We start from the raw sequence: 13,487 nt of genomic DNA, 5'->3' as shown, positions 1-13,487 counted from the left end.
GCGAATCGCATCCGGCTCGCGCGTCACGCGCTCGCGATCTGCGCGCGCGGTCCGGCGCGCCACTTCATCCAGGTGCCGTACACGCCGGACGCCAACACGAGGCCGACGAACCACGCGTACGTGTAGAGCGTATTCAGGAACGCCGGCACGTTCGGGAACGACGCCGGAAACGCCGTATGCAGGAAGCCCGGCAGGTTCGGCAGCACGCCGACCGCGAGCGCGACCAGCGCGGCCGGGTTCCAGCCGCGCGCGTAGCTGAAGTCGCCGCCTTCGTCGAACAGCGCGCGCGTGTCGAGCTGCGTGCCGCGAATCAGGAAATAGTCGACCATCAGGATGCCGGCGACCGGCCCGAGCAGCGCCGAATAGCCGACGAGCCAGGTGAAGATATAGCCGTCCGTCGTCGCGAGGATCTTCCACGGCATCATCACGATCGCGATCGTCGCGGTGATCATCCCGCCCGCGCGGTATGAGATCGCCTTCGGCCACAGGCTCGAGAAGTCGTACGCGGGGCCGACCAGGTTCGCCGCGAGGTTGCAGCACATCGTGTCGAGCGTGAGGATCACGAGCGCGATGCCCACGCCGATGCCCGTCATCCGGCTCGTCAGGTCGATCGGATCCCAGATCGCGTTGCCGTAGATCACGACGGTCGCCGACGTCACGACGACCGACACCACCGACAGCAGCGCCATCGGCAGCGGCAGCCCGATCGACTGCCCGATCATCTGGTCGCGCTGCGAATGCGCGAAACGCGTGAAATCGGGGATGTTCAGCGCGAGCGTCGCCCAGAAGCCGACCATCGCGGTCAGGCCCGGCCAGAAGGTCGCCCAGAAGAGTCCGGCCTTCTTGCCGCCCGCGGCGAACTGCGACGGCGCCGACAGCATCGAGCCGACACCGCCCGCCTGCGACGTCGCCCACCACACGAGCGCCACGCACATCACGACCTTGATCGGCGCGGACCAGCTTTCGAGCCAGCGGATCGAATCGGTGCCGTGCCAGATGAAGTACAGCTGCAGCACCCAGAACACGAGAAAGCACGCGAGCTGCCCGAACGAGATGCCGACGAGCGGCAGAGCCGCGCCGTGCAGCGCGTTGCCGGTCAGGATGTTCAGCAGCGTGTAGATCGCGCTGCCGCCGAGCCAGGTCTGGATGCCGTACCAGCCGCACGCGACGATCGCGCGCAGCAGCGCCGGCAGCTTCGCACCCTGCGTGCCGAACGATGCGCGCACGAGCACCGCGTACGGAATCCCGTGCTTCGCGCCCGCATGGCCGATCAGCAGCATCGGCACGAGCACGATCAGGTTGCCGAGCAGCACGGTCATCACCGCCTGCCATGGCGACATGCCTTCCTGGATCAGCCCGGCCGCGAGCATGTACGACGCGATGTTCATCACCATCCCGACCCACAGCGCCGCGAAGTGGTACCACTTCCACGTGCGCTGCGCCGGCGTCGTCGGCGCGAGGTCGTCGTTGTACAGGCTGCCGCCGTGCGCCGCGGCGCTGTCGGGATCGGCGGGAATCGCTGCTGGTTTCATTGAACGAACTCCACGTAAACGTCGGCGCCGGCATCGTGCGATGCCGGCTCGGGGAAACGAAAAGCGGCGGCGCGGCCCATCCCGCGCCGCCGGACCTCGGTCAGGCCGCCTTCGCGTGCTTCTCGGGCGCGCTCGCCGGGCCGCCGCTCGCACCGGCCTCCGCGCTCGCCGGATTGTTCGGATGCGTGGTCCAGTTCGCGTAGTCGCCCGCGTCGACGCGCTCCATCGTGATGCATTGCTCGACCGGACACACATGCATGCAAAGATTGCACCCGACGCATTCCGAATCGATCACTTCGAAGTGCCGCACGCCGTCCTTCGTCGCCGTGATCGCCTGGTGCGACGTGTCCTCGCACGCGATATGGCACAACCCGCACTGGATGCAGCGGTCCTGGTCGATGCGCGCCTTGATGTCGTACTTCAGGTTCAGGTATTTCCAGTCGGTCACGTTCGGCACCGCGCGACCGCGGATGTCGTCGAGCGTCGCATAGCCCTTCTCGTCCATCCAGTTCGACAGGCCATCGGCGAGATCCGACACGATCCGGAAACCGTAATGCATCGCGGCGGTGCACACCTGCACGCTGCCGGCGCCGAGCACCATGAACTCGGCCGCGTCGCGCCACGACGAGATGCCGCCGATGCCCGAGATCGGCAGGTTCGGCGTTTCAGGGTCACGTGCGATCTCCGCGACCATGTTCAGCGCGATCGGCTTGACCGCGGGCCCGCAATAGCCGCCGTGCGTGCCCTTCCCGTCGACGGCCGGCATCGGCGCCATCTGGTCGAGATCGACCGCGACGATAGAGTTGATCGTGTTGATTAGCGACACGCCATCCGCGCCGCCCTTGTACGCGGCGCGCGAACCCATGCGGATGTCGCTGATGTTCGGCGTGAGCTTCACGAGGCACGGCAGCTTCGTGCCTTCCTTCACCCAGCGCGTGACCATCTCGACGTATTCGGGCACCTGCCCGACCGCCGCGCCCATCCCGCGCTCGCTCATCCCGTGCGGACAGCCGAAGTTGAGTTCGACCGCATCGGCACCGGTATCCTCGACGAGCGGCAGAATCCATTTCCAGTCGCGCTCGTTGCACGGCACCATCAGCGACACGATCAGCGCGCGGTCCGGCCAGTCGCGCTTCACTTGCGCGATCTCTCTCAGGTTCACGTCGAGCGGACGGTCGGTGATCAGCTCGATGTTGTTCAGCCCCGCGATGCGCTGCCCGTTCCACTGCACCGCGCCGTAGCGCGAACTGACGTTGACGACGTGCGGATCGAGCCCGAGCGTCTTCCAGACGACGCCGCCCCAGCCCGCCTCGAATGCGCGGTTGACGTTGTAGGCCTTGTCGGTGGGCGGCGCGGACGCGAGCCAGAAGGGATTCGGCGAAGTGATGCCTGCGATGGTGCAGCGAAGATCGGCCATGTTCGGCTCCGTGAGAATAGGGTCGTGTTGGTCGGTGTGCGTGCGATGCGTCGCGCGTTCAGGCGGCCTTCGCGTCGCGCGCGGCGAGCGCGGCGTCGATCGATGCGGCCGCGCGCTTGCCGTCCTGCACGGCCTGCACCGTGAGGTCGATGCCGCCCGTCGCCGCGCAGTCGCCGCCGGCCCATACGTCGGGCAGCGCCGTGCGTCCGTCCGCATCGACCGCGATGCGCGTGCCGTCCGCGGTCAGCAACGCGGCTTCGACACCGTCGGGCGCCAGCGTCTGGCCGATCGCCTTCAGCACCATGTCCGCGTCGACGGTGAAGCGCTCGCCCGACGCCGCCTCGAATTCAACGCCCGTCACCTGCCCATCCGTGCCCGCGATGCGAACCGGCTTCGCGTGCGTGACGAGCGTGACGCCGCACTTCTGCGCGAACTCGCGCTCGGCCCACGTCGCGCTCATCGCGTCCACGCCGCGGCGATACACCATCGTCACGCGCGCCGCGCCGAGCTTGCGGCTCTGCACCGCCGCATCGATCGCCGTGTTGCCGCCGCCGATCACGACCACGCGCCGCCCGACCGGCACGTTCTCCAGTCCGTCCGCCTGCCGCACTTGCTCGATGAAGTCGACCGCGTTCATCACGCCGCCCAATTGCTCGCCGTCGATCGCGAGCGTGCGCACGCCGCCGAGGCCCATCGCGAGGAATACCGCGTCGTGCTGCTCGCGCAATGCGTCGAGCGTGACGTCGCGACCGAGCGCCTTCCCCGTTTCCAGCGTGATCCCCCCCACCGACAGCAGCCATTCGACTTCGCGTTGCGCGAAGTCGTCGACGGTCTTGTACGCGGCGATCCCGTATTCGTTGAGGCCGCCGGCCTTCGGGCGTGCGTCGAACAGCGTGACGCAGTGCCCGGCAAGTGCGAGCCGGTGCGCGCATGCGAGCCCCGCCGGCCCCGCGCCGACCACCGCGACGTGGCGGCCCGTCTCGGGCGCGCGCCGGAACTGCACTGCGCCGGTCTCCATCGCCCAGTCGGTTGCATGCCTCTGCAGCGCGCCGATCGCGACCGGCTGCGCATCCTGATGGTTGCGTACGCACGCGCCTTCGCACAGGATCTCGGTCGGGCACACGCGGGCGCACATCCCGCCAAGCGGATTCGCGGACAGGATGTCGGTCGCGGCGCCTTTCAGGTTGCCGTTGCCGATCTTGCGGATGAAGCTCGGAATGTCGATCTGCGTCGGGCACGCGTGCACGCACGGTGCGTCGTAGCAGTAATGGCAGCGGCTCGCGGCGGCCGCGGCGGCAGTCGGATCGAGCAGCGGCGCGATATCTGCGAATTCGCACGAGAGTTGCGTGGACGACAGGCGATGCGCGGCGATGTCGCCGGTTGGCTTGGTGGTCATACACGTTCCTTCGACTGGGTGGAGACAAAGCCGTCCCCGCCGGCTGCGGATGCACAGTCGGGGCGGTTTTTTTCAGGAATGCTACGGTCTGCTGCCGGGCAGCCTCCCGGCTGCGTTACGTGCGATGCGTCATGAAGCCGGCTCGCATGCGCGCGACAGCATCGCGTGCAGCAGTACGTTCGCGCCGGCCTCGATCCATGCGGGCGTCGCGTCCTCGATCTCGTTGTGGCTGATGCCGTCGATACACGGCACGAACACCATCGACGTCGGCGCGACCTGCGCCAGATAGCACGCGTCGTGGCCCGCGCCCGACACGATGTCGCGATGCGAGTAGCCGAAGCGATCGGCCGCGCCACGCACGGCCGCCACGCACGCAGGATCGAACGCGACCGGCTTGTAGTAGAAAATCTGCTCGAGTTCGGTTTCGAGCCCGATGTCGCCCGCGATGCGCGCGACGCCGTCGCGCAGCGCCGCGTCCATCTTCGCGAGCACGACGTCGTCCGGATGCCGGAAATCGACGGTGAAGAACACGCGCCCCGGAATCACGTTGCGCGAGTTCGGGTGGACCTGCATCATGCCGACCGTCGCGCAGCCGAACGGCGCATGATCGAGGCCGATCCGGTTGACGAGATCGACCACGCGCGACGCACCGAGCAATGCGTCGCGGCGGCGCGGCATCGGCGTCGGCCCCGCATGCGCTTCCTGGCCGGTGAACGTGATCTCGTACCAGCGCTGTCCCTGCGCGTCGGTCACGACGCCGATCGTCTTGCATTCCGCCTCGAGAATCGGCCCTTGCTCGATATGCAGTTCGAACGCCGCGTGCAGCTTGCGGCCGCCGCACGGCACGTCGCCCGCGTAGCCGATGCGCGCGAGTTCCTCGCCGATCGTCTTGCCGTCCACGTCCTTGCGCGACAGCCCGTATTCGAGCGGAAACACGCCCGCGAACACGCCCGACGCGACCATCGCGGGCGCGAAGCGCGAGCCCTCCTCGTTGGTCCAGATCACGACCTCGACCGGATGTTCGGTCTCGATGCCGTGATCGTTCAGACTACGAATCACCTCGAGGCCGCCGAGCACGCCGTAGATGCCGTCGAAGCGCCCGCCGGTCGGCTGCGAATCCGCGTGCGAGCCCGTGACGACCGGCGCCGCGTCAGCCACGCGGCCCACGCGGCGCATGAACACGTTGCCCATCGTATCGACCGTCACCGTGCAGCCGGCGGCCTTCGCCCAGCCGACGATCAGGTCGCGGCCGGCCTTGTCGAGATCGGTGAGCGCGAGACGGCACACACCGCCCTTCGGCGTCGCGCCGATTTTCGCGACTTCCATCAGGCTGTCCCACAACCGCTTGCCGTCGACCTTGATCGACGTGTCGAAAGCTGCCCGCTTCACTGTTTCCGATACCGCGTCCATTCGTATCGCTCCTGTGGGGTCGTGATGTCGTCAGCCCGGTCTGTGCCGGTGCATGCAAGGCCTGTTTCGGGGCACGCCGCCCGGATGCGGTGCATGCTCCGTCGATTCCAGAAACGCGTCAAATCCTGTCCGATTGGACAGGTTTTAGACGATCAAAATGACCAGCGCAACGTCTTTCTTGCAGGACGCACCGGAGCGAGAAACGTGCCACCGCAACGCAGCATCGTCGTGGCCGCCCGGCATCGACACGCGTGCGCGCGACGCGAATCAGCGGCTAGAATGAAGCCCAACGCGGCATGGCCGCCGCGCGAGGGTAACGATGAGACATGACGAGGCGACGATCGAAGCCACCGACCGGGACGAAACGCCGGCGCCTTTGCGGCGACGCAAGGCGCACATTCGCGAATCCAACGAAGCGCATCTGCTCGCGTGCGCGGAGGCCGTATTCGCGGAACGCGGGCTCGCCGGCGCGAGCACCGCGATGATCGCGGAACGCGCCGGCCTGCCGAAGGCGAACGTGCACTACTACTTCCCGACCAAGCTCGCGCTGTACCGACGCGTGCTCGACGACCTGTTCGAGGACTGGCATCGCGCGGCCGGCTCGTTCGAGGCCGGCGACGATCCGGTGGAAGCGATCGGCGGCTACGTACGCGCGAAGATGGCGCTGTCGCAGCGGCGCCCGCTCGGCTCGAAGGTGTGGGCCAACGAGATCATCCACGGTGCGGAGCACATGCAGGACATCCTGTCGCAACGCGTGAAGCCGTGGTTCGACACGCGCGTCGACGTGATCGAAGGCTGGATCGCGCGCGGGCTGCTCGCACCGATCGACCCGCATGCGCTGATGTACCTGATCTGGGCGACCACGCAGCACTATGCGGATTTCGATGCGCAGATTCGCGCGCTGAGCGGCAAGCGCGCGTTCACGAAGAAGGCATTCGACGAGAAGACCGAACAGGTCGTGCAGCTCGTGATTCGTGCGTGCGGTGCGGTGTCGCCGAATGGGAAGCCGTAGCGCGACACGACGATCCGCCGAATAAAAACGGGCGGCGCGCACCACACGGGGATGTTCCGTGCGATACGCGCCGCCCGTGTTGGCACTTGCGTGCGAACGACGTGTTGCGTGATGCGATGGGTTACGCGATGCGCTCGATCGCAATGGCCGTCGCTTCACCGCCGCCGATGCACAGCGATGCGATGCCGCGCGTCAGGCCGTACGTTTCGAGCGCGGCCAGCAGCGTCACCATCACGCGCGCACCCGATGCACCGATCGGATGCCCGAGTGCACACGCGCCGCCGTGTACGTTCACCTTCTCGTGCGGCAGGTCGAGGTCGCGCATCGCGGCCATCGGCACCACCGCGAACGCTTCGTTGATCTCGAACAGGTCGACGTCGCGCAGGTTCCAGCCGGTCTTCTCCGACAGCTTGCGCAACGCGCCGATCGGCGCGGTCGCGAACAGGCCGGGCTTGTCCGCATGAGTCGAATGCCCGACGATCACGGCCTTCGGCGCGAGGCCGAGGCGCTCGGCTTCCGAGCGGCGCATCATCACGAGCGCGGCCGCGCCGTCCGAGATCGACGATGCGTTCGCGGCCGTTACCGTACCGCCATCTCGAAACGCCGGCTTCAGCGTCGGGATCTTGTCGAGTTTCGCCTTGCCCGGCTGCTCGTCGATCGACACGACGCTTTCCGTCTTGCCGGCCTTCACGGTCACCGGTGCGATCTCCGACACGAAACGCCCTTCCGCGATCGCGCGCTGCGCCCGCGTCAGCGACGCAATCGCGAACGCGTCCTGCGCTTCGCGCGTGAACTGGTAGGCCTGCGCACAATCCTCGGCGAACGTGCCCATCAGGCGGCCCTTTTCATATGCGTCCTCGAGGCCGTCGAGGAACATGTGATCGAGCACCTGCCCGTGCCCCATGCGCATGCCCGCGCGCGCCTTCGGCAGCAGGTACGGCGCATTCGTCATGCTCTCCATCCCGCCCGCCACGGCCACGCCCGCCGACCCCGCCAGCAGCAGGTCGTGCGCGAACATCGCCGCCTTCATCCCCGAACCGCACATCTTGTTGACCGTGGTCGCGCCCGCCGCGAGCGGCAGCCCGGCCTTCAGCGCGGCCTGGCGCGCCGGCGCCTGACCCTGGCCGGCCGGCAGCACGCAGCCGAACACGATTTCGTCGATGCGTTCGGCCGGCACGTTCGCACGCTCGAGCGCGGCGCGAATCGCCACCGCACCCAGCTCGCTCGCGCTGGCCGCCGCCAGGTCGCCCTGAAAACCACCCATCGGCGTGCGCGCCGCGCCCACGATTACGATCGGATCCTGAGTCGTCATGATTCGCTTCCTCCAGTGTCAGCGCGGTGCCATGCGCAACGCGCCATCGAGACGGATGACTTCGCCGTTCAGCATCGTGTTCTCGGCGATGTGGCGCACCAGCGCCGCAAATTCTTCCGGGCGGCCGAGCCGTGGCGGGAACGGCACGCTCTTGCCGAGCGCGTCCTGCACGTCTTGCGGCATGCCGGCCATCATCGGCGTCGCGAAGATGCCGGGGGCGATCGTCACGACGCGAATGCCGAAGCGCGCGAGCTCGCGTGCGATCGGCAGCGTCATGCCGACCACGCCGCTCTTCGACGCCGCATACGCGGCCTGCCCGATCTGCCCGTCGAACGCCGCGACCGACGCGGTATTGACGATCACGCCGCGCTCGCCTTCCGCGTCGGCGTCCTGCTTCGACATCGCTTCGGCAGCCAGCCGGATCATGTTGAACGTGCCGACGAGGTTGATCGACACCGCGCGCGCGAAGCGCTCGAGCGAATGCGGGCCGTCGCGGCCGACGACCTTCTCGCCCGGTGCGACGCCCGCGCAGTTCACGAGCGCGTCGACGCGGCCGAACGCGTCGCGCGCGGCCGCGACGGCCGCCTGACCGTCGGCTTCGTTCGTCACGTCGGTCTTCACGAACCGCGCGGCCGCGCCGAGTTCGTTGGCGAGGCCCGCACCCGCCTCGTCATTGACGTCCAGCAGCACGGCCTTGCCGCCTTGCGCGACGACCATGCGCGCCACCGCGGCGCCGAGGCCGGAACCTGCGCCCGTAATCAGAAAAACGCGATCCTTGATATTCATTGGCAGTCCGTATTCAGGGTTGAGCGACCTTCTCGGCTTCCATCTTGCGCAACACGAAGCGCTGGATCTTGCCGCTCGGGGTTTTCGGCAGCGCGTCGACGAAGTCGATCGCGCGCGGATAAGCGTGAGCGGACAGCCGCCGCTTCACGTGCAGACTCAATTCCTCGGCCAGTTCGGGCGTGCCGTCGAACCCTTTCGACAGGACGACGAACGCCTTCACGATTTCCGTGCGCTCCGGATCGGGCACGCCGATCACGGCGGCCTCGCTGACGGCCGGATGCTCGATCAGCGCGCTCTCCACGTCGAACGGGCCGATCCGGTAGCCGGACGACGTGATCACGTCGTCCGCGCGGCCGATGAAGCTCACGGCGCCGTCCGGCTCCAGCTCGACGTTGTCGCCGGTCCGGTAGTAGCCGCCCGCGATCGCCGGCGTGTCCTGCTGCCAGTAGCCGCGGAACCACAGCAGCGGCGAGCGCGCGATGTCGATGGCGAGGTTGCCGGGCTGGCCGGGGCCGAGCTCGCGGCCCGCTTCGTCGAGCACCGCGACACGGTAGCCGGGCATCGCGAAGCCGGCCGAACCGACGTGCACCACGTGCGTGAGGCCGTGATGGTTGTTCACGACCATTCCCAGTTCGGTCTGGCCGTAGTGATCGTGGATCGGCGCGCCGAGCGCCGCGTGGAACCAGCGCACGACTTCCGGGTTCAGCGGTTCGCCCGCGCTGCTCACCACGCGCAGCCGGCCCTTCACGCGCGCGGCCGCTTCCGGCCCGGCCGCCATCAGCATCCGGAACGCAGTCGGCGAGCCGGCGAGACTCGTGATGCCGAGCCGGTCGATCACGTCATACGTGCTGTCGACCGTGAAGCTGCCCTCGTACAGCGTCGTCGCATGGCCGAGGAGCAGCGGGCCCGTGATCGCGTAATAGAGGCCGTACGCCCAGCCCGGATCGGCGATGTTCCAGAAGCGGTCGCCGGCGCGCAGATCGATTGCTTCGCGCATGTACGCGCCGAATGCGAGCAACGCGTACAACGGCACCGGCACGCCCTTCGGCAAGCCCGTCGTGCCCGACGTCGACATCATCATGAACAGGTCCGACCCCTTGCGCAGCACGGGCTCGAACGTATCGGAGTGCACGTCGAGCGCCGCGCGGAAATCGATGTCGTGCGCGGGCAGCGTCTCGCCCGCCTCGCACACCGTCGCAACGGGCGGGCAATTGGCGATCTCGTCGAGTTTCGCGCGATTCGCGACGTTGGTCACGATCAACCGCGCATCGCTCATGCGCAGCCGGTGCTCGATCGCCTTCGGACCGAATGCGGTAAACAGCGGCTGATACACGGCGCCCGCGCGCCACGTGCCGAGGATCGTCGCGACGAGCGCCGGCGTGCGCGGCAGCAGCCCGGCTACCACGTCGCCCGGCTTCACGCCCTGCGCGACCAGCAGGTTCGCGACCCGGGCCGACAACGCCTGCATCTGCGCGAACGTGAAGCGGTGGTGCTCCCCTCCGGCGTCGATCCAGTCGAGCGCGATCGCGTCCGCCTTCGCGTGCCGGTCGCAGCATTCGACGCACGCGTTCAGGCCGCGCTCCAGATCGCCGCTCAGTTGCGCGGCGGCGGTCTCGATACTGAACCGGGCCACGGCGTCGGCGTAGGCCGGCACCGGCCGGGCGGTAGCTCCTTCGGGCATGCGTGTCTCCTGTTCGTTATGGCCGCCGGCGAGCCAGGGGCGCGACGGGGATATATCGATAGTAGACAGCCCCCACATTGCAATCAATGACAAACGGAATCTAGAATCGTGATCGCTTTTGCCATGTGGGGAGGACGCAGGAAAATGGGGCCGCAGATGATTTCGCCGGATTTCGTCGACGATGCGCTCGCGTGCCTGCGCCGGCACGGCCTGCCCACCGCGCCCGTGCTGCGTGCCGCCGGGTTGCCGCCCGCCGTGCACGAACCCGTCACGCCGCAGCAGTACGGCCGGCTGTGGCTCGCGATCGCGGGCACCCTCGACGACGAATTCTTCGGGCTGGCCGCGCGCCCGATGCGGCGCGGCAGCTTCACGCTGCTGTGCCACGCGGTGCTGCATGCCGGCACGCTCGACAAGGCGCTGCGGCGCGCGCTGCAATTCCTGCGCGTGGTACTCGACGAGCCGCACGGCGAACTCGTCGTGGCCGACGGGCAGGCGCAGATCGTGCTGGCACAGTCGGGCGCGCCATATCCGGCGTTCGCGTACCGGACGTTCTGGCTGATCCTGCTCGGCGTCGCGTGCTGGCTGATCGGCCGGCGCATCCCGCTGCAGCGCATCGATTTCGCGTGCCCGAGCCCCGACCAGCGCAGCGACTATCACCAATTCTTTGGCGTCCCCGTGCATTTCGACCGGCCCGACAGCCGGCTCGCGTTCAACGCCACGTACCTCGCGCTGCCGACGATTCGTTCGGAACAGGCGCTGCGGACCTTCCTGCGCGGCGCACCCGGCAACCTGCTCGTGCGCTACCGGCACGACACGGGCTGGGTCGCGAAGACGCGCGCACACCTGAAGGCGCTGCCGGCCGCCGAGTGGCCCGACTTCGACACGCTGGCCGTGCGCCTCGACACGACGCCCGCGACGCTGCGGCGGCGTTTGCGCAGCGAAGGGCAAAGCTTCGCGGCGATCAAGGACGAGTTGCGCGGCGCGCTGGCGCAGTCGCTGCTGCGCGGGCACGCGCTCAGCGTCGCGGAGATCGCGGCCGAGCTCGGCTTCACCGAGCCGAGTGCGTTTCATCGCGCGTTCCGGAAATGGACGGGCACGAGCCCCGGTGCATTTCGGCGCGACGTGCATGCGGCGAACGCGGACTCCTGAATGGCTGGCGGAGTCGGAGCGTCTCGTCGTGTGCCGTCGATACGCTCGGGTCTGGTTTCTTCCGCGTTCCGGTGCGAATCTGCGTAGCGCTCACCGCACCGCAGAGTGGCATCACGTTGCGCCCCGTTCGGTCTGACCACATACTGGTCGGCCAGTCCGAACAAGGTGGCGTCGATGGTGAATGTCGATGAGAGCGCCGCTTCGATCTTCGGCGTGATCGGAACGGCCGTGTCGTTGCTGGCAGCGATTCCTTACGCGCTCGCGATCTACCGGCGCACCGTTCGCCCGCATCTGTTCACGTGGCTCGTGTGGTCGGTCGTCACGGCGATCGCGGCCGCCGGCCAGTTCGTCGCGGGCGCGGGGCCGTCCGCGTGGTGCACGGCGGCGATTGCCGTCACATGCTTTCTGACGCTGATCGCGAGCCTGTTTCGCGGCGAGCGCGGCTGGACGGGCCTCGACTGGTTGTTCCTGTGCGCGGCACTGTCGGCCATTCCGCTGTGGGTGCTGACCGACGATCCGACGATGTCGATCTGTCTGGTCACGCTGATCGAGCTTGCCGGCCTCGGCCCGACCGTGCGCAAGACGATCCGCGATCCGTGGAGCGAGAGCCTCGCCTATTTCGCGCTGTGCGTGCTCAAGTACGTGCTGGCGTTGCTGGCACTGAGCACATGGAGTGTCGCGGTCGCGTTCTATCCGGCCGTCAATCTCATCGCGTCGATCGGCATCTGCATGGTGGTGCTGGTCCGGCGTCAGGCGTTGTCGAATGCGCGGTAGGCTGCGTTTGCCGCCGCCGTGCCGCTTCTTTCCGAAATGATGCGAGGCTTGTCATGGATGCCATCCGTACCGTCATCGAACCCTGCGAAACCGCGCTGCGCGCCGCGATGCTGGCCAACGACGTCGACGCGCTCGCTGCATTGCTGGACGACGATCTGGTGTTTACCGTCCCGACCGGCCAGGTCATCTCGAAAGAGGACGACCTGGGCGTGCATCGCGCGAAGCTTCTGCGTCTCGACACACTCGACGTCCACGAAATGCGCGCATGCGCGATCGACGAGATGATCCTGACCACGACGCGAGCGACCCTCGCGGGCCAATTCGATGGCACGGCATTCGCCGGTACGTTTGCCTATACGCGGCTCTGGCGCCGATCGGGCGCCAACTGGCGCATCGTCGCCGGACATGCATCGCAGGTCGTGTAGCTGCGCCCGGTTTGTACGGTTGAAATGAGGCGTAGCGGAGAAAATGCCTCAGCTCGATCGGTCCGACTGATCGGCGTGATGACTCGTTCTACGCCCCGCCTCGCGTCGCATGGCGCTCGTCATCTCGCGTGCTTTTTTTGACGCCGCAATGCAAAAACCCCCGCCTTTTGGGCGGGGGTTCTTGGCTTAGGGAGCCTGACGATTACCTACTTTCACACGGGAACCCGCACTATCATCGGCGTAGAGTCGTTTCACGGTCCTGTTCGGGATGGGAAGGGGTGGGACCGACTCGCTATGGTCATCAGGCAAAGGGGGTTGTTGTGCTGACTTCGCAGCACAACCAATCTTGGAAGAAGCAGTAATTTAGTTGGGTTGTGAGCTGTATCTCACACGTACGCGGCACTTCAACCGCAGTACGTCGAGTGCCTCGCACTCGACGCTCGATGTCCGTAAGCGCTAAAGCGCTAACGGGCATCGAGACAGACTTGTTATAGGATCAAGCCTTACGGGCAATTAGTATCAGTTAGCTGAACGCATTACTGCGCTTACACACCTGACCTATCAACGTCCTGGTCTCGAACGACCCTTCAAGG

11 protein-coding genes and 2 rRNA genes are annotated in these 13,487 nt (G+C 67.3%); 4 read left to right on the top strand and 9 right to left on the bottom strand.

What is annotated here, in order from left to right; all coding sequences use genetic code 11:
* Nucleotides 1-23: 23 nt before the first annotated feature.
* From HWX14_RS35875 to HWX14_RS35860, 4 genes are all read right to left on the bottom strand, one after another.
* On the bottom strand, nt 24-1,532 hold the full coding sequence (locus HWX14_RS35875) for an NCS1 family nucleobase:cation symporter-1 (RefSeq protein WP_175886762.1): 1,509 nt from the start codon (nt 1,530-1,532) through the stop codon (nt 24-26).
* A gap of 100 nt (nt 1,533-1,632) precedes the next feature.
* Nucleotides 1,633-2,949 carry an NAD-dependent dihydropyrimidine dehydrogenase subunit PreA gene (preA, locus tag HWX14_RS35870; protein WP_175886761.1) on the bottom strand — a complete coding sequence of 439 codons (1,317 nt, stop codon included), beginning with the start codon at nt 2,947-2,949 and terminating at the stop codon, nt 1,633-1,635.
* Between the two features lie 58 nt (nt 2,950-3,007).
* Nucleotides 3,008-4,345 (bottom strand): NAD(P)-dependent oxidoreductase, encoded by a 1,338-nt coding sequence (locus tag HWX14_RS35865; RefSeq protein ID WP_175886760.1) that lies wholly within the window; start codon nt 4,343-4,345, stop codon nt 3,008-3,010.
* Between the two features lie 129 nt (nt 4,346-4,474).
* Nucleotides 4,475-5,755, bottom strand: a complete 1,281-nt coding sequence (locus HWX14_RS35860; protein WP_175886759.1) for a Zn-dependent hydrolase — start codon at nt 5,753-5,755, stop codon at nt 4,475-4,477.
* A 319-nt stretch (nt 5,756-6,074) separates the two neighbouring features.
* Here HWX14_RS35860 and HWX14_RS35855 point away from each other — a divergent pair, with 319 nt between their 5' ends.
* Complete coding sequence (locus HWX14_RS35855; RefSeq protein ID WP_175886758.1) at nt 6,075-6,767, top strand: TetR/AcrR family transcriptional regulator; 693 nt, start codon at nt 6,075-6,077, stop codon at nt 6,765-6,767.
* Between the two features lie 121 nt (nt 6,768-6,888).
* Here HWX14_RS35855 and HWX14_RS35850 read toward each other — a convergent pair whose 3' ends face one another.
* Genes HWX14_RS35850 through HWX14_RS35840 form a run of 3 tightly spaced genes read right to left on the bottom strand, consistent with a single transcriptional unit; the run spans nt 6,889 to nt 10,546 of the window.
* Complete coding sequence (locus HWX14_RS35850) at nt 6,889-8,079, bottom strand: acetyl-CoA C-acyltransferase (RefSeq protein ID WP_175886757.1); 1,191 nt, start codon at nt 8,077-8,079, stop codon at nt 6,889-6,891.
* A gap of 18 nt (nt 8,080-8,097) precedes the next feature.
* Complete coding sequence (locus HWX14_RS35845) at nt 8,098-8,865, bottom strand: 3-hydroxyacyl-CoA dehydrogenase (RefSeq protein WP_175886756.1); 768 nt, start codon at nt 8,863-8,865, stop codon at nt 8,098-8,100.
* A 13-nt stretch (nt 8,866-8,878) separates the two neighbouring features.
* A complete protein-coding gene (locus HWX14_RS35840; protein ID WP_175886755.1) occupies nt 8,879-10,546 on the bottom strand; it encodes an acyl-CoA synthetase in 1,668 nt (555 codons plus the stop codon).
* Nucleotides 10,547-10,690: 144 nt separating this feature from the next.
* Between HWX14_RS35840 and HWX14_RS35835 the strand changes: the two genes are divergently transcribed.
* The 3 genes from HWX14_RS35835 (at nt 10,691) to HWX14_RS35825 (ending at nt 12,894) form a co-directional block, all read left to right on the top strand.
* Complete coding sequence (locus HWX14_RS35835; protein WP_175886754.1) at nt 10,691-11,695, top strand: AraC family transcriptional regulator; 1,005 nt, start codon at nt 10,691-10,693, stop codon at nt 11,693-11,695.
* A 174-nt stretch (nt 11,696-11,869) separates the two neighbouring features.
* Complete coding sequence (locus HWX14_RS35830; RefSeq protein WP_175886753.1) at nt 11,870-12,469, top strand: hypothetical protein; 600 nt, start codon at nt 11,870-11,872, stop codon at nt 12,467-12,469.
* Between the two features lie 53 nt (nt 12,470-12,522).
* Nucleotides 12,523-12,894, top strand: coding sequence for a nuclear transport factor 2 family protein (locus HWX14_RS35825; protein ID WP_175886752.1), 372 nt, complete (start codon nt 12,523-12,525; stop codon nt 12,892-12,894).
* A gap of 193 nt (nt 12,895-13,087) precedes the next feature.
* On the opposite strand, the gene rrf is transcribed toward HWX14_RS35825, so the two are convergent.
* A 5S ribosomal RNA gene (gene rrf / locus HWX14_RS35820) occupies nt 13,088-13,200 on the bottom strand.
* Between the two features lie 186 nt (nt 13,201-13,386).
* A 23S ribosomal RNA gene (locus HWX14_RS35815) occupies nt 13,387-13,487 on the bottom strand; the annotation flags it as partial.

Source organism: Burkholderia sp. BCC0044, from assembly GCF_902832955.1.
Lineage (GTDB): Bacteria > Pseudomonadota > Gammaproteobacteria > Burkholderiales > Burkholderiaceae > Burkholderia.
This window is presented reverse-complemented; position numbering and strand designations above follow the sequence as displayed.

Excerpts from the sequence above, each read along its gene's own strand:
- HWX14_RS35830 (WP_175886753.1), top strand. The coding sequence starts at position 11,870 with ATGGTGAATGTCGATGAGAGCGCCGCTTCGATCTTCGGCGTGATCGGA.
- HWX14_RS35860 (WP_175886759.1), bottom strand. The coding sequence starts at position 5,755 with ATGGACGCGGTATCGGAAACAGTGAAGCGGGCAGCTTTCGACACGTCG.
- HWX14_RS35850 (WP_175886757.1), bottom strand. The coding sequence starts at position 8,079 with ATGACGACTCAGGATCCGATCGTAATCGTGGGCGCGGCGCGCACGCCG.
- HWX14_RS35835 (WP_175886754.1), top strand. The coding sequence starts at position 10,691 with ATGGGGCCGCAGATGATTTCGCCGGATTTCGTCGACGATGCGCTCGCG.
- HWX14_RS35855 (WP_175886758.1), top strand. The coding sequence starts at position 6,075 with ATGAGACATGACGAGGCGACGATCGAAGCCACCGACCGGGACGAAACG.
- HWX14_RS35825 (WP_175886752.1), top strand. The coding sequence starts at position 12,523 with ATGGATGCCATCCGTACCGTCATCGAACCCTGCGAAACCGCGCTGCGC.
- HWX14_RS35875 (WP_175886762.1), bottom strand. The coding sequence starts at position 1,532 with ATGAAACCAGCAGCGATTCCCGCCGATCCCGACAGCGCCGCGGCGCAC.
- HWX14_RS35865 (WP_175886760.1), bottom strand. The coding sequence starts at position 4,345 with ATGACCACCAAGCCAACCGGCGACATCGCCGCGCATCGCCTGTCGTCC.
- HWX14_RS35845 (WP_175886756.1), bottom strand. The coding sequence starts at position 8,865 with ATGAATATCAAGGATCGCGTTTTTCTGATTACGGGCGCAGGTTCCGGC.
- HWX14_RS35840 (WP_175886755.1), bottom strand. The coding sequence starts at position 10,546 with ATGCCCGAAGGAGCTACCGCCCGGCCGGTGCCGGCCTACGCCGACGCC.
- preA (WP_175886761.1), bottom strand. The coding sequence starts at position 2,949 with ATGGCCGATCTTCGCTGCACCATCGCAGGCATCACTTCGCCGAATCCC.